General features: G+C 45.9%; 26 protein-coding genes. 6 read left to right on the top strand and 20 right to left on the bottom strand.

What is annotated here, in order from left to right; genetic code table 11:
• Positions 1-304: 304 nt before the first annotated feature.
• From ABIE27_RS30040 to ABIE27_RS30085, 10 genes are all read right to left on the bottom strand, one after another.
• A complete protein-coding gene (locus tag ABIE27_RS30040; protein ID WP_123065911.1) occupies positions 305-790 on the bottom strand; it encodes a DedA family protein in 486 nt (161 codons plus the stop codon).
• A 15-nt stretch (positions 791-805) separates the two neighbouring features.
• Complete coding sequence (gene pssA / locus ABIE27_RS30045; protein ID WP_123065912.1) at positions 806-1351, bottom strand: CDP-diacylglycerol--serine O-phosphatidyltransferase; 546 nt, start codon at positions 1349-1351, stop codon at positions 806-808.
• Between the two features lie 21 nt (positions 1352-1372).
• On the bottom strand, positions 1373-3136 hold the full coding sequence (locus ABIE27_RS30050; protein ID WP_123065913.1) for a sensor histidine kinase: 1764 nt from the start codon (positions 3134-3136) through the stop codon (positions 1373-1375).
• Positions 3133-3813: a response regulator transcription factor gene (locus tag ABIE27_RS30055; protein ID WP_123065914.1), complete on the bottom strand. Its 681-nt coding sequence runs from the start codon at positions 3811-3813 to the stop codon at positions 3133-3135. Before ABIE27_RS30055 ends, ABIE27_RS30050 begins: the two co-directional genes overlap by 4 nt.
• 290 nt (positions 3814-4103) lie before the next feature.
• Positions 4104-4916, bottom strand: coding sequence for a bifunctional hydroxymethylpyrimidine kinase/phosphomethylpyrimidine kinase (gene thiD, locus ABIE27_RS30060; protein ID WP_090924296.1), 813 nt, complete (start codon positions 4914-4916; stop codon positions 4104-4106).
• Positions 4917-5033: 117 nt separating this feature from the next.
• Entirely contained in the window at positions 5034-5747 is a 714-nt protein-coding gene (locus ABIE27_RS30065) for an ABC transporter permease (RefSeq protein ID WP_123065915.1), read from the bottom strand.
• Positions 5734-6657, bottom strand: a complete 924-nt coding sequence (locus ABIE27_RS30070) for an ABC transporter ATP-binding protein (RefSeq protein ID WP_123065916.1) — start codon at positions 6655-6657, stop codon at positions 5734-5736. Before ABIE27_RS30070 ends, ABIE27_RS30065 begins: the two co-directional genes overlap by 14 nt.
• 193 nt (positions 6658-6850) lie before the next feature.
• Positions 6851-7789: a sensor histidine kinase gene (locus ABIE27_RS30075; RefSeq protein WP_123065986.1), complete on the bottom strand. Its 939-nt coding sequence runs from the start codon at positions 7787-7789 to the stop codon at positions 6851-6853.
• A gap of 2 nt (positions 7790-7791) precedes the next feature.
• Entirely contained in the window at positions 7792-8508 is a 717-nt protein-coding gene (locus ABIE27_RS30080; RefSeq protein WP_123065917.1) for a response regulator transcription factor, read from the bottom strand.
• Between the two features lie 194 nt (positions 8509-8702).
• On the bottom strand, positions 8703-9545 hold the full coding sequence (locus ABIE27_RS30085) for a DegV family protein (protein WP_123065918.1): 843 nt from the start codon (positions 9543-9545) through the stop codon (positions 8703-8705).
• Positions 9546-9848: 303 nt separating this feature from the next.
• On the opposite strand from ABIE27_RS30085, the gene ABIE27_RS30090 reads away from it, so the two are divergent.
• The 4 genes from ABIE27_RS30090 (at position 9849) to ABIE27_RS30105 (ending at position 13239) form a co-directional block, all read left to right on the top strand.
• Positions 9849-10625 carry an ABC transporter permease gene (locus ABIE27_RS30090; protein ID WP_123065919.1) on the top strand — a complete coding sequence of 259 codons (777 nt, stop codon included), beginning with the start codon at positions 9849-9851 and terminating at the stop codon, positions 10623-10625.
• Complete coding sequence (locus tag ABIE27_RS30095) at positions 10622-11422, top strand: ABC transporter permease (RefSeq protein ID WP_123065920.1); 801 nt, start codon at positions 10622-10624, stop codon at positions 11420-11422. The genes ABIE27_RS30090 and ABIE27_RS30095 overlap by 4 nt, the downstream gene beginning before the upstream one ends.
• Positions 11423-11485: 63 nt before the next feature.
• Positions 11486-12454, top strand: coding sequence for an ABC transporter ATP-binding protein (locus ABIE27_RS30100; RefSeq protein ID WP_429352177.1), 969 nt, complete (start codon positions 11486-11488; stop codon positions 12452-12454).
• Positions 12455-12561: 107 nt separating this feature from the next.
• Positions 12562-13239 carry a succinylglutamate desuccinylase/aspartoacylase family protein gene (locus tag ABIE27_RS30105; protein WP_429352160.1) on the top strand — a complete coding sequence of 226 codons (678 nt, stop codon included), beginning with the start codon at positions 12562-12564 and terminating at the stop codon, positions 13237-13239.
• A gap of 81 nt (positions 13240-13320) precedes the next feature.
• Here the strand turns inward: ABIE27_RS30105 and ABIE27_RS30110 are convergent, their stop codons facing one another.
• The 8 genes from ABIE27_RS30110 to ABIE27_RS30145 all read right to left on the bottom strand — a co-directional run bounded on the left by ABIE27_RS30110 (position 13321) and on the right by ABIE27_RS30145 (position 19406).
• A complete protein-coding gene (locus ABIE27_RS30110; RefSeq protein WP_429352161.1) occupies positions 13321-13755 on the bottom strand; it encodes a serine hydrolase in 435 nt (144 codons plus the stop codon).
• Positions 13737-13979 carry a serine hydrolase gene (locus ABIE27_RS30115; RefSeq protein ID WP_429352162.1) on the bottom strand — a complete coding sequence of 81 codons (243 nt, stop codon included), beginning with the start codon at positions 13977-13979 and terminating at the stop codon, positions 13737-13739. Before ABIE27_RS30115 ends, ABIE27_RS30110 begins: the two co-directional genes overlap by 19 nt.
• On the bottom strand, positions 13964-14371 hold the full coding sequence (locus tag ABIE27_RS30120) for a serine hydrolase domain-containing protein (RefSeq protein ID WP_429352163.1): 408 nt from the start codon (positions 14369-14371) through the stop codon (positions 13964-13966). The genes ABIE27_RS30115 and ABIE27_RS30120 overlap by 16 nt, the downstream gene beginning before the upstream one ends.
• A 180-nt stretch (positions 14372-14551) precedes the next feature.
• Positions 14552-14953, bottom strand: coding sequence for a MerR family transcriptional regulator (locus tag ABIE27_RS30125; RefSeq protein WP_429352164.1), 402 nt, complete (start codon positions 14951-14953; stop codon positions 14552-14554).
• Between the two features lie 24 nt (positions 14954-14977).
• A complete protein-coding gene (locus ABIE27_RS30130) occupies positions 14978-16474 on the bottom strand; it encodes an alpha/beta hydrolase family protein (RefSeq protein WP_429352165.1) in 1497 nt (498 codons plus the stop codon).
• Between the two features lie 87 nt (positions 16475-16561).
• Entirely contained in the window at positions 16562-17005 is a 444-nt protein-coding gene (locus ABIE27_RS30135; RefSeq protein WP_123065925.1) for a FixH family protein, read from the bottom strand.
• A 68-nt stretch (positions 17006-17073) separates the two neighbouring features.
• Positions 17074-17526, bottom strand: a complete 453-nt coding sequence (locus ABIE27_RS30140) for a disulfide oxidoreductase (protein WP_123065926.1) — start codon at positions 17524-17526, stop codon at positions 17074-17076.
• A gap of 239 nt (positions 17527-17765) precedes the next feature.
• Positions 17766-19406 carry a copper amine oxidase N-terminal domain-containing protein gene (locus ABIE27_RS30145; protein ID WP_123065988.1) on the bottom strand — a complete coding sequence of 547 codons (1641 nt, stop codon included), beginning with the start codon at positions 19404-19406 and terminating at the stop codon, positions 17766-17768.
• Positions 19407-19801: 395 nt separating this feature from the next.
• On the opposite strand from ABIE27_RS30145, the gene ABIE27_RS30150 reads away from it, so the two are divergent.
• The gene (locus ABIE27_RS30150) at positions 19802-20008 is read left to right on the top strand and encodes a hypothetical protein (RefSeq protein WP_123065927.1); all 207 of its coding nucleotides are present in this window, start codon (positions 19802-19804) and stop codon (positions 20006-20008) included.
• Between the two features lie 17 nt (positions 20009-20025).
• On the opposite strand, the gene ABIE27_RS30155 is transcribed toward ABIE27_RS30150, so the two are convergent.
• A complete protein-coding gene (locus tag ABIE27_RS30155; RefSeq protein ID WP_429352166.1) occupies positions 20026-20898 on the bottom strand; it encodes a phosphotransferase in 873 nt (290 codons plus the stop codon).
• Positions 20899-21105: 207 nt separating this feature from the next.
• Between ABIE27_RS30155 and ABIE27_RS30160 the strand changes: the two genes are divergently transcribed.
• Positions 21106-22212 carry a stalk domain-containing protein gene (locus tag ABIE27_RS30160; RefSeq protein WP_123065929.1) on the top strand — a complete coding sequence of 369 codons (1107 nt, stop codon included), beginning with the start codon at positions 21106-21108 and terminating at the stop codon, positions 22210-22212.
• A gap of 158 nt (positions 22213-22370) precedes the next feature.
• Here the strand turns inward: ABIE27_RS30160 and ABIE27_RS30165 are convergent, their stop codons facing one another.
• Positions 22371-24341 carry a hypothetical protein gene (locus tag ABIE27_RS30165; protein WP_429352167.1) on the bottom strand — a complete coding sequence of 657 codons (1971 nt, stop codon included), beginning with the start codon at positions 24339-24341 and terminating at the stop codon, positions 22371-22373.
• Positions 24342-24410: the final 69 nt, after the last annotated feature.

Raw genomic sequence — 24410 nt, forward strand, 5'->3', positions numbered from 1 at the left:
TGGGTTGGGTTGGGTTGGGTTGGGTTGGGTTGGGTTGGGTTGGGTTGGGTTGGGTTGGGTTGGGTTGGGTTGGGTTGGGTTGGGTTGGGTTGGGTTGGGTATGTTTTTTCGGTTAGCAACAACAAAAAAAGACCACCTTACACACGAAGAGGTCTTCCATTCTAAGTTGCATTATTTATCCGTTTTGCTGAGTCGCTTCTCAACCGTTTATTGTTGCCGGGGCGTGCACCCTTCAGGGGATTCACTGATTATAAGTACCCTTTTATATACCCCGTCTCTCCGCCTGCTATTTGGCATGTCCAACCTAGGTTAACACACCCACATAGAAACCAATCGAGATAAACACAACGCACCAAACAAATGCACCGATTCCTGAAATAATAGCATATCTTCCCATCCTCATGCGGCTCATGCCGGAGAAACAGCACATTAGATTCCGCACTCCTGGGATGAAGTAACCCAGAATAACGGACCAGGACCCATATTTGAGAAACCACGTTTCTACCCTGCTAAATCGCTTGGCATTAACCCCAATCCATTTACCATATCTGTCGAATAGGGGCCTGCCGGCTTTGCGGCCAATCGTATAACTCAGTATGCCTCCCGTAAACGCCCCGCCAAAGCAGACAGCGATGGATACGGAATAATCCAGAACGGATATCGAGGCGAGATAACCGACAAAGGTCATCAACACCTCATCCGGAATCGGTAGCCCAATAACACCAAGAGCGAGTAAACCATATATTGCGAAATACCCATATTGACTAATAATTTCTTTAGCAAATTCCATAACTTGACTCGCTCCTTATTTCGGTTCCACAATATCCTTCTCATGAGAGGGCAGTATTTGCTTCAATGAAGGGAAACGGATTTGACTAACCATGAGACCGGATAATACCACAATAACAAGATAGGCTACAGCATGATTAAAATAAGGGCTCCATAGAGCGAAGAACGACATCAGTCCACCTGCAAATGTAATCGGCATTCCGACAAAACCGCTAACCGGTGTTTTCTGGCAGTTATATCTTGCAAGACGAAGTGCTCCACATACCGGGAACAGGGCGGTCAACGCCATACCAAGCATACCCACTTCTGTCATCGAATTCAGGTAAAGAATCAGTACAGGCGCTGTACCGAAGGACACAACATCAGCGAGTGAATCCAGCGCCTTGCCAAATTCCCCTTCACAATGAAGCTTTCGTGCTGCATATCCATCAAACAAATCAAAAAACATCGCTACCCATATCATCGTCACAGCCAATGCAAATTCCCCATGAATCGCCATAATGACCGCGAGCATCCCCGAACTTAAATTCCCCAAGGTTAAAATGGATGGTAAAGACTTCATAAAATTTAACTTCCTTTCATACTAGGCTTTAGGAAATGTAATATAAAAACGTACGCCATCCGGTGTATTCTCCACACCATAACCACATCCGTGCAGATCCAGGATCTGTTTTGCAATGGCCAGGCCTAGCCCGGTCCCTCCCATTTTACGATTGCGCGAGCGCTCTACACGGTAGAACCTCTCCCATATATATTGCCGTTCCTCTTCCGCGATGTGCTCACCTTTATTCTCGATTGTAACGTGAACACAACCTTCATGTCTGTTAATCTCAATCATTATATCGGTTTGCGGAACCGCGTGACGTATAGCATTCATCATGATATTGTAAAATACTTGCTCAAGCTTGCTTCGATCCCCTTCAATGGTCTGCTCCGTCGTGGATACAAGCACCACTTCAAGTCCTTTATCTTTTAACTGAGGCCCAAGGCGCCCAGCAATATCTTCAATCATATCAGCCAAAGCGATTGCTCCGGTATTCAATTGGATCGCGGCAGATTCAAGTCTGACCAGATCCAGCATTTCTTCAACCATTGTTTCCATCTTGATCGCTTCGTCAACAATGACCTCAATGTAGCGCTCCCGCTTGTTTTCACTGACACCGTCTTTTAGTCCTTCAGAATATCCCTTGATAATGCTTATAGGTGTCTTGAGTTCATGAGAGGCATCGGCAAAAAATTTGCGCTGACGCTGTTCAATCTGCTGCTTCATCTCCATATCGGTACGCATCTGGTCATTGGCCTGCTTGAGTTCCTCCAATGTTTTACCAAGTGTACCTGATAAGGCATTCAGACTCTCGGAAAGACTACCGATCTCGTCCTTACGCCGAATCGGAGACTTCACTGTAAAATCGAGCGTAGACATCTTCTTCGCCACATGATTTAGAGCGAGCAATGGCTTGGTTATAATTCGGGACAATAACAGTGCGAGCAAAAGAATCAGTACAAACGCGCCTATACCGAAATATCCATAGAATAATCGTGTTGCCTCGTTGGCTTCCCTCATCTCCTGTAGTGAGGTCAGTGAGAAAATCAACTGTTGCTCCGCTCCGGCACGGTGCACGGGAGCAATCGTAATGACGTTACGAACACCACTCCAGCTGTCCATCCACTCTTCATTAATCATCTTCCCGCTAGACAACATCTGCTGATCTTCTGACGACAAGGGGAATCGACTTTCGAGAGCCTGCACGAGAAGTCCTTGCCTCTGACTCCACGTAGCAAGATCAGGCAGCACAACTTCCGTTAGCACCCCCGTCCATTCCTGGACGGGTAGCAGTGATTCCTGAAAAGTTTCTGTGCCCCATGCAGCAGAAGCCCCATCCTGAATTTTAAATGGATACACCATAGGCTCTGGTTTCTCCTCAACGCTGGATGGTCCTTTTACGGTCAGCTTTTGTCCAAATTTGAGATGAGACCTGATCCAGCCTGCATTTTCACTATTGATGAATAGTGACAGGGACACCTTCACACGTTTGCCGTCCTCCTGGAGTAGCGTGACGTGAAAGGGATCATCCACCAACTTGCCTGTGTTCGTCAAAATGACAAGATGAGACTGATTTTGTCTCATGAACCTGCCCGTTTCCTTGGCAAGCTGCAAATCGCTCCAGCGACTGGCCGAATACTGCTGTTCGAACTTGGACAGTTTCTTTTTCATACTGGTAATCTTCTGATGCTGGTAGAAATCGGGGAACCAGATCAGCTGGGCAAGCACCGTTGTCCCATATAGCAAGACCACAAATCCGGCCATGACCAGAAACAGCTTCATCGTTACGCCATTTCTTCTCATGCCTCTGCCTCAAAACGATACCCCGTACCAATAACAGTACGAATGCACTTCGCCTCATCGCCCAGTTTGCTGCGAAGTTTTTTGATATGCGTATCCACCACACGGGAATCCCCTTCAAAATCAAATCCCCATACCCGATTTAATATGGCTTCTCTGGATAAGACAATGCCAGCATTGCGAGCCAGATAGAGAAGCAGATCATATTCTTTAGGTGCAAGCTCCACCTCAATCCCGCTTCTCTCCAAACGTCTGGCCCAAGGGTCGAGAGTTACATCGCCAAAGCGAATCAAACCCTGCTCTCGCCCCATCGCACCTTCCACTCGTTTCATGAGTGTGTCCGCTCGTGCAACCAAAACCCGAGGGCTGAATGGCTTCGTGACATAATCGTCTACACCTAATTGAAATCCGTGGATCTTATCATCATCCTCAGACTTAGCGGTGAGCATGATAATAGGTACGGTAGAAGTGGAGCGAATATGCCCGCATAATGTCCATCCGTCCATTTCAGGCATCAATACATCCAGAATGACCAGGTCTACCTCATGTAAAGCTAGTTGTTCCAGCGCCTGCACGCCATCCTCGGCTTCAATCACATTCCATTGTTCTTTTATAAAATAATCGGCCACAATCTCACGAATGCGGCTTTCGTCTTCTACCAGAAGCACGGTTCTGATCATGACCGACTCTCCTTCTTTATTTCTATGGATAACATACCTGCTCCATGTGTCGTTCATGTGTCCTGATTCATCCATATAAATCCATTTATATTCAGAAACAGCTCCATCATATATACGATTAATATATACCAAAAGTTACTATTTTTTATCAAAATACGCAAAAAAAGAAGCAGCCAACAGATACTACTGTTCGTTGACCGCTCCTGAGATGAAATTCGGGATATGCTCATCAAAATTATGCGCTCTGATGAAGCCCGTCCTATTCTGGACAAGTGCATTCCAAACGCTGATTAACGTTGGTGCTCCAAACGATGTGCCACATGCAGTGTAGGGCCAACGAAGCGGTTCAACGGGAACCCGCCGGCAATCGCTTTGGTTACGAAAGCTTTCCCTTCACGTACAGCCTCTTTCACGGAAAGTCCACGAGCCAAGCCAGCAGTAACAGCCGCAGATGTTGTGCATCCTGCACCATGGGTGTAACCGGAACCGACAACATCAGCTTCGAACCAATCATAATTGGTTCCGTCATAGAGCAAGTCCATGGCTTTACCCGGGTTAATTACACCGCGATCTTTAATCAGGACATGTTTGGCACCATGCGCGTGAATTGTGGCTGCCGCAGCTTCCATCTGCTCTTTCGAACGAATTGGACCACTCTTCGCCAGTTGGGAAGCTTCGAACAGATTAGGCGTTACAAGATCCGCACCTGGAAGCAAAAATTCGATCATGGCTTCGGTGTTTTCCGGCTGTAGCACCTCATCCGTACCTTTGCACACCATAACTGGATCGATCACGATCTGTGGCAGACCGCTACGGCGAATATGTTTGGCAACAAGCTCAATGATATCCACTGAACCGAGCATGCCTGTCTTCATCGCGTCAAAACCAATACCGTCCAGCACGGTGCGAAGCTGAGCTTCGACCACATTTAATTCTACAGGAAAGACCTGGTGATCCCATGTCTCAGGTTCCATGGAAACAACCGTTGTTAATACGGTCATGCCGTATACGCCCAGTTCCTGGAATGTTTTCAAATCAGCTTGAATGCCTGCGCCACCGCTCGTATCCGAGCCAGCGATTGTTAATGTTTTTGGAATCGTCATGGTCGTTCTATTCTCCTTCGTGTTTCAGTTGACACTATCCTATCCCTTGTACGAGCGGATGTCAATGGCATGTGAGGCCATACGTGGCATGCTTTTCAGCACAAAAGAGATCCTGTCTTAATTCAAATCTTTGGTTTCCAACCGTGTCATGGAAAGTGCAGCGATCCATAAGCCGATTGCACCCAAGGTCAACGGAATTACGATGATGTTATTGACCGACATTGTAGGTCCACTGGAACCGCTGAAACCCGAGCATACGATGAGAACAAGGAAAATGGAAGCAACCATTGTAGCCGTCACCGAGTGCTTGCGCATACCGAAGAATAGAGGAATCAGAGCCATGGCAGCTGCAGAAAGCGAACTGATGGTGTATTTAAGCACCAGTTGCCCCAAAGCTGCTAATCCCAGCGGCTCGGTAATAAAACCATAATACTGATTGGCCGTGAGCAAGAGCACCCCCATTAAAATGTCTGTAAACATAATCATCACAAACGTAAAAATAAAGACTAACGTTAACTTCGCAGCAATGATTTTATGCCGTTTAATCGGGTAGGTAAACATCACATTCATCGTTTTGTCCCTATACTCGCTAATGATCAATTTGGATATCAATGAACCTGCAAATATGATAAACACTGCCCTGGAAAATGTATCAATTAGCATAAAGGCCCCGTGGTAATCGGCCAAGGCATAATCTTCAGCTCCCAGATCTGTGACACCAATCATGATCATAAATAGAAGAATGCTGATATTGGCGATACCCGCACCCACAAAATTCCGGGCAAAGCGATGCTTGCGCCATTCCAGACGAATGAGTTTAAGCAACATCATCAGCCCCTTTCATCAGACCCATGAAGTGCTCTTCCAAGGAGTGCGAACGTTTAGAAATCGACTCCACCGCAACCCCGTGCTGAACCAACTTGCTGTTAAGATCGGAAGCCGTTATATCCGAATCATAGACACGCAGCGTCTGCTCATCGAACAGCTTATAGTTGCTCAGATGCAACAAATGTTCTACGACGTAGGCAGCCTTCTTAGGATCTGCAGCCTGTACTTCAATATAATCGGTATGACTGCGACGGATGCTCTCCATGGATACTTCTTCGACAAGCCTTCCCTCGCGAATGATGCCAATCGTGTCCGCAACCTGCTCGACTTCACCCAGAATGTGACTGGAGATCAGCATAGTGATGCGATATTCTGTGCTTAATCGTTTGAAGAGATCGCGCATCTCTTTGATACCGACCGGATCAAGTCCATTGATCGGTTCATCCAGAATTAACAACTCGGGTGTTGTAATCAGTGCACGAGCCAGCCCAAGCCGCTGCTTCATACCGAGAGAGAAGTCCTTCACAGGTTTTTTGCCCGCATCCTTCAAGCCGACCATTTCCATATGTTTTGCAATCATCTGTTTGCTCGTGAACCCCATATACTCACAGTGCAGATCCAGATTTTCCCACGCAGACAGTTTGTCATAGAAAAAGGGATACTCGATAATACTGCCCATTCGTTTCAATAACTCATAAGAGTCAGGGTTTAGCTTTTCGCCGAAGAGTTCGATCTCACCCGCTGTAGGTTTAACAAGGTTGGTTAACATTTTCATTAATGTTGTTTTCCCTGCTCCGTTTGGCCCTAAAAATCCATAGATTTCGCCTTGCTTAATATTCATGTTAACGCCGGATACGACCTCTGTTCCTTCGTACACCTTGGTGAGATTTATGGTCCGTGCAATATAACTCATCTGGTCATTCTCCTTTACGTCCCCCTGCTCGGGTGCTTATATCTGTATTGTAAAGAAAAAAGTCTGCTTTTTTATTAATCAAATCTTACAAAAACCTTAAGTTGGAATGCGTGTTGACTGACACGGACACATTGGTGGGAAATGACCTGGATACGAATAACCGTCAACTTGGAATAGTCCAGTCTTTACAGCCCTACAACATTTCTTCCAACGTAAAAGAAAACACCGTCCGCTGATGTGGCACACTATGTACTTCGATACGTCCACCCATGCGTTCAACGAGTCGTTTCGTGATGGTCAGACCGAGACCGCTTCCCTGATACATCCGATTACGGGAATCTTCCAGCGTGTACATTCGTTCAAAGACACGACTGTGCTCTTGCTCCGGAATGCCCTTTCCGCGATCCCATACCTGCACAGTAAAGGGCTCTCCTTCTCTGTTCAGTATAGATATTCCGAGTTCCTTGCCATCGGCGCCATATTTCATCGCATTGGTAATCAGGTTGTCCAGCACGCGATCCAGTGCCTCTTCGTTTGCGCGAACGAACACATCCTGCTCCGGAATGTCCAATTCCACTTGTAACCCGAGCTTTGTAAGCAATTCGTAAAACGATAACATTTTGACACGGCACAGCTCACTGATGTTCACCCGGCTCAGTTCCAGCCTACGGTCTCCTGATTCAAGCTTGGCGAGATCAAAAAAAGAATGCATCAAACGCAGCACTTCCTGTGCTTTATCCTGTATTTTCTCCGTCATTACTGTCCGCTCCTCATCGGTCAGAGAAGCACTGTGCAATAACGTTTCACTGTACCCGAGTACAACCGTAAGCGGGGTCTTCAAATCATGTGAAATGTTAGAGAGCATATGGCGCATTTCTTTCTCCTGGTTGGCATAATCTGCTTTGGCCAGATGGGCGTGTTCAAGCAACCGGTTCATGTCGTTTAAGAGCCGGCTTACCTGTGCATCACTATCAAATACAAGCAGACGTTCAAACGTGCCCTGCTCGAGAATGCCCGACACTTTATTGTGGATATAAGTTAGATGCGTACTTCGTTTACGAAGCTTTAATCCAAGCGCAATAACAGCACATGCAAGCAGTATCGTAGATACAGCAAGCAACCACAGCATCATAATCATACCGGCTCTGCCTCCAGTTTATATCCGATGCCCCATAACGTTTTAATGTAACGCGGAGCAGAAGGATCAACTTCCAGCTTTTCTCGCAAGCGGCGCATATGTACGTTGATAATATTTTCATCGCCATAATAGTGATCATTCCAGACGGACGCATAAATCTGAGCCTTGGTGAACACTTTACCGGGATGGGTTACAAACAATTTTAAAATGCCAAATTCCTTGGACGTTAATTTGATTGGCTCTCCTTCACGCTCTACCTCATACGTTTCCATATCCACCACAAGTCCGCCGAGAATGATCCTGTGGTCGTGTGCCTCTTCTTCCGCAGGCTGAGCGGTGTAATTGGCACGGCGGATAGCCGCTTTGATGCGGGCCGTCAGCTCAATCAGCGAGAACGGTTTGCTCAGGTAATCGTCAGCTCCAAATCCAAGACCCAGTGCTTTGTCCACGTCCCCATCTTTTGCAGATAGAATGAGCACGGGCACCAGACTTCTCGCGCGAATGGTTTGCAGGACATCCATCCCGCTGCGATGAGGCAGCATCAGATCAAGAATAATCAGGTCAAAACCAGGCTTCGCCTCGTTGAACAACCGTTCGGCCTCCAGACCGTCATAGGCATATGTAAGGTCAAAGCCCTCTTTTTCCAAATAAGGACCAACCATCTCACTAATCGAACGATCGTCTTCCACAAGCAGCAAGCGATGACTTGACATAAACTCCCCTCCAGTTAAAAACAATTTCCTTCATTACCTCACAATCTGATGAAATTGGCAATGACAGTTCAAAAAAACCTGACCAAGCAGGCACTTCGGGTTCAAGTGTGCTTCATCAGGTTTATATGACGTAATTTATGATGCGTTGGTTCGTTCACAAAACGATGTAATTTGGATCAACAGTTGTCCTGTAGCTATGCATGTTCACCCCGAATCCAGCACAATCCGATTGTACCGGCACCGGCATGAATGCTCACCACCGGAATAAATGGCATGATCTCTGTTTTCAAACGTGGAAGCAGCTCCGCGATCTGCTGTTTGATACTATGGGCTTCGTCTTGATTGTTTGCATGCATGATGCACACATGTTTCACTTTCTCCATGTCCTTTTTCAGCATCTCAAGCATGCGCTCTTTAGTACGTTTGAACGTCCTAATCTTCTCATTCACCACCACTTTGCCCTCTTCGAATCGAAGCAACAAGTGTATTTTGAGCAGTTGGCTGATGATCAGTTGCGTCCCGGTCACACGACCGCTTCGATGAAGATTTTGCAGACTCGCAGGAATCAGATAAAATGACATGTTATCAATCATCTGTTCGATGTGATGTTTAATCTCGGCAGCGGAACATCCCTGCTTCTGCCATTCCAGACCTTGCATAATCATCTCGCGAAGAGGATAGGCTCCTGCCCTTGAATCAATTGCGGTAACCGTCACGCCTGCCATCTCCGCTGCCTGCATCGAGGTATGGAGCGTTCCGCTAAGTGCCGTGGAGCAATGAATCGTTATAATCTCATCATACTGATCCTTAATGGATTCATACAGTTCGATAAACTCGCCAATCGGCGGTTGTGAACTGCTGGCGCGCGATGAAGTTGCCAATTTCTCATAAAATGTATCGGGCGAGATTTCTTCGGTTTCCCGGTAACATTCCTCGCCAAATACAATGCGCAGCGGCACGATGTAGATATGATTTTGCTCTGCAAAAGCGGAATCCAGTGTACTGGTGCTATCGGTGACCCATGCAATTTTCTTCATGACATCCTTCTCTCTTGCCGGATTATTCGTTCTGTATCCTACACGTCAAGCACAAGTCCGGCCGGTATTTTAAATTTGAATAAACACAATTGTAAACGTTTGCGATCTTACCTCTTCATTATAAAGGATTTCTTCCCTGCCTGTCTTGTGGCGCATTCATGAACAATCCCTTACCTTCCATTATTCTCTAAAAAAATGTCTTGCCTGTGAAGGAATAAATTGGTATGCTGTTGTCCTTCTCTCTTTTTCGCCTTGACTGAAGTGAACGGGTCCGCCGTTCAATCCACTTATCGGAGGTGTCATATGCTTTATCTTACGCTCGCTTCCAAAGCCTACGCCCGAAACCTGCAATATCGCGGGGCACACATGGTACATAACCTGGCAAGCGCCATGTTTGGCTACATGTATGCTTGTCTCTGGATCGGCATCGGGGCCGACCACCAGCTCGGAGAATACGGAGTTCAGGGGATGATCAGTTACATTGCATTCACGCAAGCATCACTCTGGATTTCAGGCTTCCTGACGAACGGACTCGGTATTCCGCTCAGTGTCAGGACAGGGCAGATCGCACTGGATCTCATGCGTCCGGTACATCTGTTCTCTCACCTGGTGGCACGGGAATGGGGGCAGATCGCCTACCAGTTCGTGTACAAAAGCCTTCCGATCTATCTTCTCTACTCTATCGTTTTTTCCCTGAAATGGCCTTCAGAGGCCTGGACTTTAGGTTATGCCGCACTTGCACTTGCCGGCGCAGCGTACTTGTCCATCTGCATGAACTATATTATCGGTGTCACATCCATGTGGACTACGGAATCGTCCTGGTTGCACTGGGCCAATCATGCCCTGATGAACCTGATGGCCGGTTTCTTTATCCCGCTGGAATGGCTGCCGAAATGGCTGGAACAACTAGCCTGGCTGTCGCCTTATCCATTTCTGCTTTACGTCCCTACCCGAATTTATCTTGGTTTTGAAGATGGCTCCTTGTTATGGGGAACCTTGCTTTGGTGTGTAGTCATGACGTTAATCTGTCTTGCCCTTACCCAAGTGTTACGCCGTAAAGTGGAGGTGCAGGGAGGATGAAACTTATCTCGTGGTTCCACTTATATAAAATACTCATTCGAACCAGCATCCGCAGCCGGATGCAGTACAAGTTTAACTTCGTGCTGGGAGCCATCCTGGCCGCACTTATTCAAATCTCCGAATTTCTGATGGTCGCATTGGTACTGCACAAATTTGGGGCGATCAAGGGCTGGTCATTACATGAGATCGGCTATCTTTTTGCGATTATGACATTATCCAAAACGCTGTATCGCACATTCGGCAATGAAGTACATCATCTGGAAAAATATTTGGTGGGCGGTGAGCTGGATCAACTGCTGACACGACCTATGCCTGTCCTGCTTGCGCTGATGCCGCAGAACTTCCGCATCATGATTGGTGAAGTACTTCAAGGCGGATTCATTCTGTGCTGGTCGCTTGCGGGGATGATGCACAGCGGGCAGATCGGCTGGACGGTTGTTCCGTTCTCCCTGTTTGTCATTGTGACTGGAGCCATCATTCTTTTTTCCATCGGACTCGCTACAGCGACTCTTGGTTTCTGGACGACACGTATTGAAGAGTTGCAAGTCATCACAGAGGATGCAGCTCGCACTGCGGCTCAATACCCGCTCACCCTCTATCCCAAATGGATGTCCAGTCTGTTGCTGACTGCCATTCCCGTCGGATTTGTAAATTACATCCCCTCTCTCTACCTGTTGCGCGGTGAAGGCGGCGCTTGGGTGTTGGCCGTCATTGCTGCGGTAGCGGTGATATGTTTAGCTGCCAGTTTGCGGTTCTGGACGTTCGGCATGACCAAATACCAAAGTACGGGCAGTTAGAGAAGTTATATACATTGAACGATTTATTTACACATTAACGGAGGAGGCGAAATACACATGAATATGATTACAGCACGCAACCTGCAAAAGCAATTCAAAACCCCTGTCGTGCGGGAAGGCCGCTTCTCAGGGGTACGTACCTTGTTTTCACGCCAGTATGTAACCAAAGAAGCGGTACGTGATATCAGCTTTGATATTAGGCAAGGGGAATTTGTTGGTTACATTGGTCCCAATGGGGCTGGCAAATCCACCACGATTAAAATGCTGACAGGCATTCTTCACCCGACAGCGGGTGAGGTTGTGCTTGGCGGGATGAATCCTCATGAGGAACGGCGTAAAACGGTTCGCAAGCTCGGCGTTGTGTTTGGACAGCGAAGTCAGCTCTGGTGGGACTTACCCGTAAAGGATTCGTATGATATTTTGGCAGAAATGTACGGTGTGAGTTCGGATGTCAAAAAGAAACGGCTGTCCCAGTTCGCTGAACTGCTGGATCTTGAATCATTCTGGGCGACCCCGGTTCGCAAGCTCTCTCTTGGGCAGCGCATGCGGGCCGATCTGGCAGCGTCTATGCTGCATGATCCAGAGCTGCTTTTTCTCGATGAACCCACCATCGGACTGGACGTGAATGCGAAGCGAAATATTCGCCGGTTTCTGCGCACATTAAATGAAGAGTTTGGCAAAACGATTCTGCTCACTACCCACGACATGGATGATATCGAACAGCTATGCAACCGAGTCATGGTCATTAACCACGGACAACTGACCTATGACGGAACCATCGCCTCCCTTCGAGATACGATCGGTTTGCCTACATTGATCCGTGTCGCCTTCCGTGGAAGGGTTAAACTGCCAGATGCTTTGCCTTCCGCCATTCAGGTTACACGTATGGACAATCAGGTGCTGACGGCACTGGTGAACCGGAAGGAATGGCGTACGATGGACATTTTGAAGGAGCTGGAGCAGTGGGGAGAGATTGACGATATTGAGATGAAGGAACCCGACTTCGAGGATGTTATACACAAAGTCTATTGATTCGTCCAGGGGTTGGCCTATCTTATAGTGAAACGGGCTATAGGGCTGTTCTAATGCCGTTACAGGAGAGAGGGACAGGACGTACTGTAGTAACGGAGGTGAGGGTCATGCTTGTGACCAGACATGTTCTTGCTGCACCCAGTCCCTATGCTACGCCTTATTACATCGTACGCGGAACGAATCCCGGACCCGTCATGATGATTACATCTGGAGTTCACGGCAATGAAACCGCGAGTATGGCCGCTGCACAGAAGCTTGCCGATGATTGTGCCGCAGGGCGGCGTGTGATCCATCGCGGAACCTTGATTATTGTGCCAAGAGTCAACCAGCAGGCTTATGCCAAAAAAATCAGAGGCAAACCTGATCTGAATCGTACCTTTCCTCGCCGCAAGTCAGGAAGATCGAAGCATCCACTGGCAGCCGCCGTGTTCAAGCTTGCACGCGAGCATCACCCTGACTGGTGGCTCGATCTACACGAGGCAAATGGTCTGTCACAGCTTAGTCCACGCGTGCTTGGACAAACGCTGATCACCAACCCCGGCAGCTCCAGCGTGCCGATCTGCCGCAGGGTGATTGAACGCATGAACCGATCTATACCGGTGGGCAAGCATCATTTTAATCTGAAGCGGCATGAGTTGCCGGGCTCCGCTCGGACAGCGGCTTCAAGGTTGCTGCATGCGAAGTCTGTTACCGTGGAAACGTGCTGGAGCCTGAAACGCGCTGTACGGATCAAGGTTCAGACGGAGATTGTGCATCATTTTCTACGTGAAGCAGGCATGACTTGAGCGAAAAAACAAAAATCACCTCCAGTGCGTAGAAGCCGATGAATGACATCGCGGGGCGCAATGGAGGTGGTGATTTTTGTATCATTGATTCTGCATCACGGATTCCAATATGTTCTTGCCTACAGGCTCAAGGAACGTGAGCGGATACAGATCTTTTTTCGTCAAAAACTTGTAGATCGCATCCAGATATTCATCCACACGATCGGCTGATCCAAAACAGTAATTGGATAATAATACGACACCTACGCCCTGCTCCTTGTTTATAGCTAAATAGCTGGTAGCACCAAAGGTACCGCCGTTATGCCACAAAATATTCTGATCCAATGCCGTATCCTCTTGCCACCCGAAATAAAGCTCTGATTCTCCGATTCGAATAGGTACGTGACTTTGTTGCATGGCAGAGGCTAGCGGGTGTTCTTCATTGAGATTGGCTTGTACAAATAAACTCATATCGTGAACAGATGACTTGATTGCTCCCGCTCCATCGTGTACTCCATTCAGATCCCAGTGAGGCATGACTTTTCCCGTTGATGTATGTCCCGACTGTTCTGTTCTGTATTCAGAAGGGCGGCAGTTTCCATCATATGTAATGGGGTTGTGATATATTTTTTCAGTAGATCGTCATATGTTCTGTCTGTTACTTTACATAAGATGTATCCTAATAACCCCATACCGGTATTAGAGTATTCAAATTTACCGATCTGCTCCGTGTAATCAGCATCCGCTAAAAAGGCAAGCAAATCTGCTCCGTATATCTGGAATACGGATTGTATCGATTTTTTTTCGAAGACAAATTAGGTGCTAATCTGGGTAATCCAGACGTATGCGTCGCCAAATGTTTGAGCGTAATTTTTTTCAAATAATCGTTTTTGCCCAGGTGTATGTACTTGCTGGCTGTGTCATCGGCAGAAAGCCGTTGTTGATGTTCTAATTCTAGTAGAAGCATACTTGTGAACACTTTGGTCAGAGAGCCGATTTCAAATAACCTGTGTTCAGGAGCAACTATATTCTGCTTTGGCGGATTGCCGAATGAATGATACTCGATATCTTCCTTGGTAACGATGCCAATCTCAAGATGAAGATGTTTTTTACCTTTAATATAATCAGAAACAAAACCTTGTATATCCCTCATCAAGCATTATGCTCCTCTCTGGTGTGTATCTAGTATTCCATACGGTGATTACGTTAAGAAACCTGATATGGAAAAATGAAACAAATTACTCGTTATATTCGATTTGCCTCCGTCATTTCCTGCTCGTAGATAAACGTTTGTCTGCTCTTAAAAAATAGAAAAAGAGCCGTGATTACGGCTCTACGGCTCTTTTTTCTCTACTCTAAAGGACTGGATATAACTATCGATTTCGTCCTCAGGTACAAGCAACAATCCGGCCAGCTGTTTTTGCATCTGCTCCAGATGTTCAATGTGCTGTTGAATGTCGGTGATCCGTTCACGTACAAGTGTTTTCAACGTCTCTTTTTCCATATCCTCATTACTTAGCAGCTCCAGCGTTTCCTTTATTGCTTTGAGCGAATAACCGAGCGTCTGTGCACCCTTAATGAACTTGACTTTGACCAGATAATCCTCGGTGTACTCGCGGTATCCGTTGGAGGATCGATGCGGAGCGGGCAGTATGCCGCTGTCCTCATAATAACGAAGCGTAGCCATACTTACTCCCGTCTTTTTGGCTAATTGGCCTCTTGTCAAGGTCTGCACAACGTTCTCTCCTTTCCAGCTGACTCATTGCGCTTGTTCGTTACGGATCTTTGTATATTCATGATCATAAGATGCTTCGGGAAATTTCGCCGAACTTCCTTGCAGTAGAGGCTGCGCTTCACCCTTCAGATAACGATCAAAGAAGGCGAGTGCGTAACTTCTGGTAATATCGATATTATGCTCCGCAGACATATTCTTGGCAAACAAACGCGGTGAGATTAACGCAATATCGGTAAAGCTTTGATGGAAAAATCCATCCACGGTCAGATAATAGGTATCATTCAGACTGTTCTTCATTACATGTTCCAGATCGGGTTCAAACTCCCGATAGAATAACTTTTCATGCTCAGTAGGATTTGGCCCCAAGCTTTTGGCTGTCTTTCCAGACATGATGTACATAAAAGGTTGTTTCAGCGACGATTTGGAAACACTGCCCCAAAATCCACCTTCCAGGCTGAGTCCTGCATGAAAACGTTCATCCTGTGCGAGTGCTTCTGCTGTTGTTGCCCCGCCGTAGGAATGTCCCATAATGCCCGTGTGGTTCAGATCCAGTCTGCCCTCCAGCACCTGATTCGGATCATTCACATTCCACTGTTCCAGCGTGTCGAGTACAAAACGTGCATCTGCTGCACGAATGCCTACGCCCTGCACATTATATTGATACACTTCTTCGGATGTTGCGAATTCAGGCCCGGCATCGTAAGAGACCTTATGTCCATCTGGAAAAGTTACTCTAGCTGACGTATACGGATGATCCATCCCTACAACAATATAACCGTGGCTGACTAGTTCTTCCACCGCCGTCATACTTTGAAAACGAGCTGAACGGACACCGGGAGAAAACAGGACAACTGGATAAGAACTGCTTGCATTAGACATCGTTGCACCTTTGACCACATGTGTCGGTATCGTATCTAGGTAACTGAACACTTGAGACGGGATGCCAAACACCAGACTGATCGCTTCCCCCAATTCAGCAGGGTATGACTCCGGTTTAATGCCTTTTGCAACTTCCGGGTCTACCGGATACCACACATTAATCATCAGTTCCCGCTTGTCCCCGGCTTCAGGCGAAAGAGTCTCCTCACGAGATTCATCTACGATCTGTTGTGAAAATGTACCGATGGCAAATTGCCCCGTTGGCTCGGGCATGGTAAATGCCGGGAAGTAACTCGTAAGCACTCCTGATCCAATGCCCGAGAAAGCAGCAAGAAGAAGGATGAACAGTCCACGCATCCAGGCACGTCCTCTCGACTTCTTCTTATGTATTTCCGGTGCTATGCTTCCAGCGCTACGAGTCCATTTAATCAATTGAATCATTAACAGGATAAATAGAATGAGCGCGACAATATAAGACGGTAGTAACATCACCCGTACTGAATCCATGATCGCATGTAGCAGAAATGCGGTAACTAAGGCACTAAGCATGCCTACCGCAAGCTTTCGTCTTTTCGTATAAAACGGTAAACCCAGCGCCCCCACTATCGTTACTAGCACGAAAATCCATTCAAATATCTTCATGATTTTTCCTCCAAACGTTGTTGATACAACAACAATAAACCTTGAAGTATACTTCAAGGTCAAGGATTGAAATCGAGAATAATAAAATTATTTGACTGTTACCTTCGTACGCGGCATGGTGTGCATTGCACCTGAGGTTACATGTGCCTGGACAACGTACACCCCCGGCTCCTGAAATGTGTGCTTAACTTCATAGATGCCATCTCCCACAGAGCTAGCCTTCACTGCCCCGCGTGCCTCAAGCTCATCGGCGTTCATCATGCCTTCTTCGATGGATGGTGCCGCAGGTTCGTTCTCTTCGTTCCAGATTTGGAATTGTACATGATCGGCATCATCTACAGGTTTCTCCCCCTGGGTTAGTTTGATCTGTAAAGCGACTTCTTCGTTCACCTTCACCTGATCCGGCATCATGAGCTTCACTCGAATCATCTCCGGCATCTCGCCTGAGGCAGACTGCTCCGTGTAAGAGCAGCCATTCAGAATAAAAATCAGTATGAGCAAAGGCGTAAACCAGCGAGCTTGTCCCTTCATCACTGTTAGTCCTTTCTGAGTATAAAGATTTAAAAAGAAAACATAGATAAAAGATTTAAGAAGAACAGTTAGATAGAAGATTTAGGCGTTTTGCCGATGCCCCACAGCATCACGATAATCATGATAAATGCGATCAGAGCCAGCAATGGAATCGTGATAAAACCAAACCAGTTCAAATAATCGGTGTAACATGGCACCTTACCGCATGCCACTGCGTTGCCCGTAGCCGCGAAGATCCGTTGAATCGTTACGTGATACAAGGAAATGCCACCCCCGATAAAGCTGAGCGGAAGCACGTACTTGGCAATCCCCACGTCATCCTTAAAGTACGCAATACCAAGCAGAATCGTTAGCGGATACATAAAGATGCGCTGGAACCAGCACAGATCACATGGCAGAAACTGCTTAATCTCACTTAAATAAAGACTTCCCAAAGTTGCGATAACAGACACAGCCCAGGCAATAAATAATCGGGTATCTACACTCCGTGCGGGCTTCTCTGAATTGGATGTTGCACTCATACCTCTGTCCTCCTCTTTCATTGTTCATTTTGAATAGTTGAACAATAGTTTGTATTCCTTGAGTTATTTGAATGCTTATGTAATTGATTACGCGGTTAATTATACCAAATATTTGCTCTTTCAGGCGAATATAAAAAAGCTGCCACATGGGCAGCTTTTTTGGGTATGCATGTGAGATTAATTATATCAACTTATAAAGTGTATTGGCGCACAGCGTTGATAATTGCGTTACGTTTGCCTTACATTGCTTTGGTCAGCGTAATGGAACCATCTTTCTTAGCCCAATCCACATTCCATTGCAGCAATTCAGCAATGAAACGCAGCGGTACTTGTGTACGTCCATCTTTGTTAACAAACACGGTAGAACCAACGTTTTTCTTCATACCGTTCACTTCCATGACCGTGTTGTTTACCCAGAATACAAGTGTATCATCACCAGCCATAACGGTAACTTGCTGTGCTTTTTTGTCCCATTTCACCGTTGCTCCAATGCCTTCACTTAGGAAACGCAGCGGGATGTATGTTGTATTTTTCCAAAGCACAGGTGTGGTGTCCATGTTGGTTGTTTTATCGTTAATTTTCAGCATTTTGCTGTTCAGCTTCATCCAGACGGTTGTCATATCTGGCGCTGGCGTTGGTGCAGGCATTGTTGGTGTTGCTTCTTGGAACTTGTCGTTGAATTGAGTCACTATGGCATTACCCAGCGCTTGACCTACCCCGAACATCACTTTGAAGCCTTCACGATTCGTCGTGTAAGAAGCATCATAGTTGCCTGCTGCATATTGATCCAGCACTTTTTGCACTTGGTTTTCATGCGTCGTCAGCGCTTGTTGTGCTGCTGATTTCGGCAGGTTGCCCGCTGTTGCGGAATCCAGGAATGTAGCAAACTCCGTTGTAAATCCGTCGATCCGTTTTTGCACGGCTGCACGCGCAGTCGCATCATTATCTTTTACCGCTTTGACATAGTCACTTTGAGCGTTGACGTGGTTAGTCACCCAGATTTTCTCGAACGCATTGGCTCCTTCATTACCGTAAATGGAAGCGATGGCTGCCTTGAAATCCGCAGTATTTCCAGCTTCTGCTGTGACAAGGGCATTCGATGCTGCTGTACGTCCATCATACTGCTCTTGCATCTGCAGAGCGGAAAGCGCAAAGTGTTCCGAAGCCAAGTGGTTGAGTGCAGATCTCAAGTCAGCTGCTTTGGTATCCGCTTTGGTGTTGTTAAATTTCTCAGGCATTTGTGTAGTAATCGCAGTGGAAAGTGCTTTACTTACGTCAAACATTTCCTTGAAACCCTCACGATACGCTTTGTAAGCATCCGTGTAATCTCCGGCTACATACTCATCAAATACTTTTTGCACGAGGTCTTCATGCACTTTCAATGCTTGTTTTGCTGCGTCTTTCGGCAATTCACCTTCTGTAGCCGTGCTCAGGAATGTGGAGAATTCATCCACAAATCCGTTGATGTTATTCTGAGCTTGCTTGATGCCAGCCTGGTTGCCCATCTTGGTTGCTTTCACCAGATCGTCGGTATATTTGTTATGTGCGCGGAAGATACGTTCGAATTCTTTGGCACCCGCTTCACCGTAGAGGGAAGCAATTGCCGGTTGCATATCCAGTGCATTCTGGTCGAGTGCTTTGTAGGCTGCATCTGCATCTTTGGCTCCATCATAAGCTTTCGCCATAGCTGTTACCGCCAGAGCAAAGTGCTCAGACAACAGATGATCCAGGTTCGCTCTCAGGTCAGCCGCAGGGGTGTTCACGGATGCTTTCATCATGGTCATGGAAGTGGACGTCTGGGGTGCTGCAGCCGCTCCCGCGATTCCTGGCATTAACAGCGACAAGCTAAGTACAGGGGCAATAAATGTTTTCATTTTCATCTTCATTGGTGAGTCACTCCTTAAGTATGTTTTTGTTTCGTTTGTTTCTTTGTCGTTGTCTTCATAGGGTGTAACGCACGGTCCTCGATTCTGGATCACTTTGCAGGCAAAAAAAATTACAGCTTTCGATAAAGAAAGCCGCAAATGCTTGATACATCTATGTTTTTTTATTCTAAAAAAATTTAAAATTCTAGTGATCCGAGTCTAAAACACACAACTCAAACTGCAATATACCGTATAGATTTAATTCATTCTTCCGTCTACATGTGCATGTATATCCTTCAAATTCAGATCACATAAATTTCCTATATTTCTCAATAATAGCTTACATTGCGAGTAAACCTGAGATACAATAGAGTAAACGCTCTCCATCGACTGGAAAAGGAGGTCAACTCATGACTTGGCTGCCTTATGCATTGGTTATCGGTATCGCCTTATTCGGCGGAATTGCTACACTTATCATCGGGAATTCGAAAGCCAATCGCATCAGTAACCCCGAATATGATCGCCGTACACGGCAAAATCTGAGCAAACTTACATATGTATACGTCGGCGCAGTGGTATTGGGCATAGGCGGGTTTGTAATGTATTTGTACAATTGATCCTGATTCACTGCATACTAAAGCAATATTTCTTTGAATACGGCAACTCTTCGCATGCCTCGCTCAATGTACTGCACCATCGGGGAGGTGACTCCCCTCTCCCTTATCAATGCCAGCCAGCCGCGCAGCATCCAAAGGTGAATTTGTTCATACAACCGTTCTCTTGTGAGCAATGCCCCGGCCTCGGCATACCCTTTCATTACTTCTTCCAGCATCAAGAAACACTCATTCGCTCCTGCCGTTGCAGGAATCATTGAGGTAAGCGCAGCAGCCACATCAAAATGCGGATCACCTCTTCTCACCTCTCCAAAATCGATCAAAAGCGCCTTTTGCTTCATAAATAACATATTCCACACACCCAGATCACCATGAATCATGCTATCATTTCTCACGACGTATTCTGTACATTGCTCTACATGCCCCTCAAGTGAGCCAACGATAGCTAACGAAGATCCCCTGACCTCATCACAGACTTGTAACCATAGTAGAGATAAAGCAAAGCGATCCGGCTGATCAACGATTTCAAGCTTGTGAGCAGTATGGTGGAAGCGAGCAAGCATGTTACCAAATTCAACAAAATGGATGGCTGCCTGATCGTATGGTACCGTTTCTTCCACATAGTACTGCAAATTATAAATTTCATTATTCAAATGAACATAGGACAACCCATTCCGCGCAATCACCATTGCTGGAGAGATGTTTTGCAATGACAGAACGTGGTGAAGTCTCTCTTCGTTTACAGCCTGCTGCTCATCTCTAAGTTTACGCAACACAAATTGACCTGCTGAAGAATCAATGCATTTCGCTTCAGAGCTCGTCCCCTGTTTCATCACTTCCACGCGCTGTATCCGACCAATATCATAAAACTCTTCAATAATGCGATGATCCATCTCTTTCCCTCCTTGATTATGAAACTCAAACAAGATGCTTCCCCTGTACCCTTTACATAACAACTCTCCATCATGATGCAAAGATCGTTACACATGTTTACAAGTTGGATATAATTCAGAATTATTCTGGATAAGTTCGAGGGGTAATATAAAGCCATAAGGAACAGCAAGACAACAAATAACCCCAACTTAAAGGAGAGATATAGGATGAAAAAGAACATGAAGAAATCGGTAGCTACAATGATGGTGCTGGGTATGACCTTAACCGGAGCAGCTGGTGTATTTGCCGGAACACAACTGGAGAAAATCTCGGCTTATCTCAATCACGGAATCAGCTTTAATGTAGGCGGTGCAGCATACACACCGACTGACGGGAATGGTAAAAAACTTGCACCGATCACGTATAATAACTCGACTTATCTGCCGGTTCGCGCATTGGCCGATGCACTGCATGTGCCTGTAACCTACGATGGTGCAAACAAACAAGTCATTATTGGTGAAACGAACAGCAATCCAACTGCACTAACCAATGTAACCTATACCGCAGCGCAAAAAGAAGCGATTCAAAAAGCATTTGCTCAATTCGAAGGCTTTGAAACAGCCTACGCGCCGCAGCAAATGACTACAGGTGATACATTCAAAAGTGTAGCCGCAGGCGGTGATGGCGTAAACTTCATTTTCAATCATATGAAAGTGGATGTTTCTCCAAGAGATTACTCGGAGGGCTACACAAGCAAAGAAGTGAAATTGTCCAACGGTGTTAGTGCAAAATGGTATTCACCGAGCGATATCGGCATGTTAACCTTCGAACTGGATGATCGGTATGTCACACTCAGCTCGCCAGATCATAAGCTGTCCCAAGCACAGTTGCAACAAATCGCTGTCTCTGTACAAAAAGTAAAGAGCGGCAATGATCAAGGTATTACTGCTTTTGAAAATGTAAGTTACTCCAAACAGCAACTGGAACAGATCCGTAAATCATTTGCTCAATTTGATGGCTTCACCACTGCTTATGCTCCACAACATATGGTTGCGGGAGATGCATTCAAAAGTGTTGGTGCAGGCGGCGATGGCGTGAACTTTGTCTTCAACCGCATGAATGTAACGGTATCTCCTAGAGATTACTCGTTCAGTTATGATGGCAAAACGGTAAAACTGCCTAACGGCGTATCCGCCAAATGGTACACACCGGAAAAAACCGACATGCTTACGTTCAAGCTGGATGATCGTTATGTGACACTCAGCTCGCAAAATAACCAATTGACCCATACCCAACTGGAACAAATGGCCGTAGCGGTGCAAAAAGTGAAATAAACCTCAGCTTCTTTAGAGCAATACCATAAGATAAGCACTAATCATGAAACACATACCCGATCGGCTCTTCCGTTCTCCAGACTTCGGAACTGATCGGGTATGTGTATTTGTATTGTTCAAGAAAAAAGCACAGCCCGGAGGCTGTACCTGTAATTATGCTATTCAAATTTGTTTTTATCGAACGGGGCTGGAAGTTTTAACGAGTATACATCAGTCGAGAGTCCCTTTTTACCTGGAATAAGAACATTCACAATGCCGTCTTGTATTAGATTCGCAGGTATTTTAGTCGTCGTGAATCCCCACTTTTTCTCCGGAATACTGGATACAGGCAAGGTTCCAATGACCGTATTAAAGTCCTGACTGGTAAACCATAACTCCTTCACTTCTTCTCCCGGAGATTCGTACGTTAACGTTCCATCAAAATTCAGAACTACACTATTTAATCCATTTGTATCAGAGGATTCCACCGGGCTTGTGTATACCTTATCTAACTGGTAACCATCCCCGACACTTTCCATCCTACGTGAGTATGCACGGAAAGGTAGGTCTTTAGGAGCCATAGCCAGCTCAGTCCCCTTTTCTTCATCACTCATAATCAATTCTCTATTATAAATACCGCCCTTTGTTTCTGAAACTTTCAAGCCCATATCCTTATTCCATTGACCTAACGGAATAAAGGTCTGATTATATAAGGTTAACAATTGGCTAGAAGGTTTGTTTATGCTGGAAGAGCGTTGCCCGCGAGTAAAGGTGATCCGATCTTTATCCAGCTGATATTGAATATGGAAGGCTTGCGTAAATTCTTGCAAAGGAACATAGTTCTGACCTCCCATGTAGAAGGATGGCTGGCCTATATACTCTAATACCCCTTTGCCGGACTTCACCGCTACAAGCTCCATGGGATAGAAAATAGTAGAGAACTGGAACGAATTCCAGTGATTTTTCCAGTCCCTATAGGTGTCATACCTCAATTTGAGATGTTTATTCGCTGAAATAACATATAAGGATGGCGGGTAGCCGCCTGGATTAGAGAAGTATTGTTCAATCACATACTCATCCTCGGTAACCCATTGAATGCTTTCTGTACGAGCTTTATACGGTGAATCATAGGAGCGAATTTTCTTTAGTGTTTTCAGATCATAGAGATGTACTTTGGATGATTCCATTTTACTATCCAGACCACTCTCCGTAACCAATACCAATGTCTTTCTTTCAGGAGAGACAAAGGAATGCACATAGCCAACACGCTCTTTGATCAGCGTTGTTTTTTTGCCATTCTTAGTTGCAATCACAGTCCAGTCCGATTTCCGATCATGTACATTCCCCTGCGAAACGCTAAGTTGCACATCCGAACTTGCCTGAAATGATTTTGATGTTAGCTTGGTCTTCATGTCATGCATCATCTGTAAATTGCTAACTTTGGCTTTCTGTCCCTTTACTCCACCATACTCCAGGTAATGACAATCCTGTAATGTTGCATTGCAGTATACCCCGAAATCACGGCTCTTTGGTATTGGAGATACTGCATATTTCGTGTCAGTAATCTCTCTTTCTTTAAATATTTTCCCGTGAGTATATACTTTTTTTCCCGTTGCCATCGAATAATACTGATATTTTACTGCATTTTTCTCATACATGGTGTAAAACATGCCCAGCTGCGGTTCTACATATATACGATTTTCACTCTCATGAACCTTGCGAAGTTTATTCGAGCTATAATCATACTCATACAAAACATAGTATTGCTCGTTCTTTTCCGTTGCGTAATAAACCATGTATCCTTTTAAACCTGCTGGTGTATCACTGACGATTGGATCATAACTATGAGAGGTTGTCGTCAAACCCGTATGTATTCTTGGAAGAACGGCTGGATCTGTAAAATGGTACTCGTTTCTTTTCATTTCTCCGGTATCAAAACTGGTCTTCACTGTCGTAACTTCAACTTCGGTGCCTCGGACGGCAAAGCGAATGTTATGTTGAACCCGATCCGCAGATGAGGTCACTCGTTCTCCAGTCTGTGCACTTGGAGCCAAAGAGGCAGCGGACGCCTCGGAGAATCCATACACATTAGACATCAAGATAAATATAACTACAACACTTGCTACAAACAACTTGTACTCTTTGGACATACTTAACTCCTTCTCTATATAATGGATTGGATTGAGACTTGTTAAGTATATTTCCTTTATCTAAAAATT

This window comes from Paenibacillus sp. 4624 (genome assembly GCF_050435065.1).
In the GTDB taxonomy this organism is placed as follows: Bacteria; Bacillota; Bacilli; order Paenibacillales; family Paenibacillaceae; genus Paenibacillus; species Paenibacillus amylolyticus_D.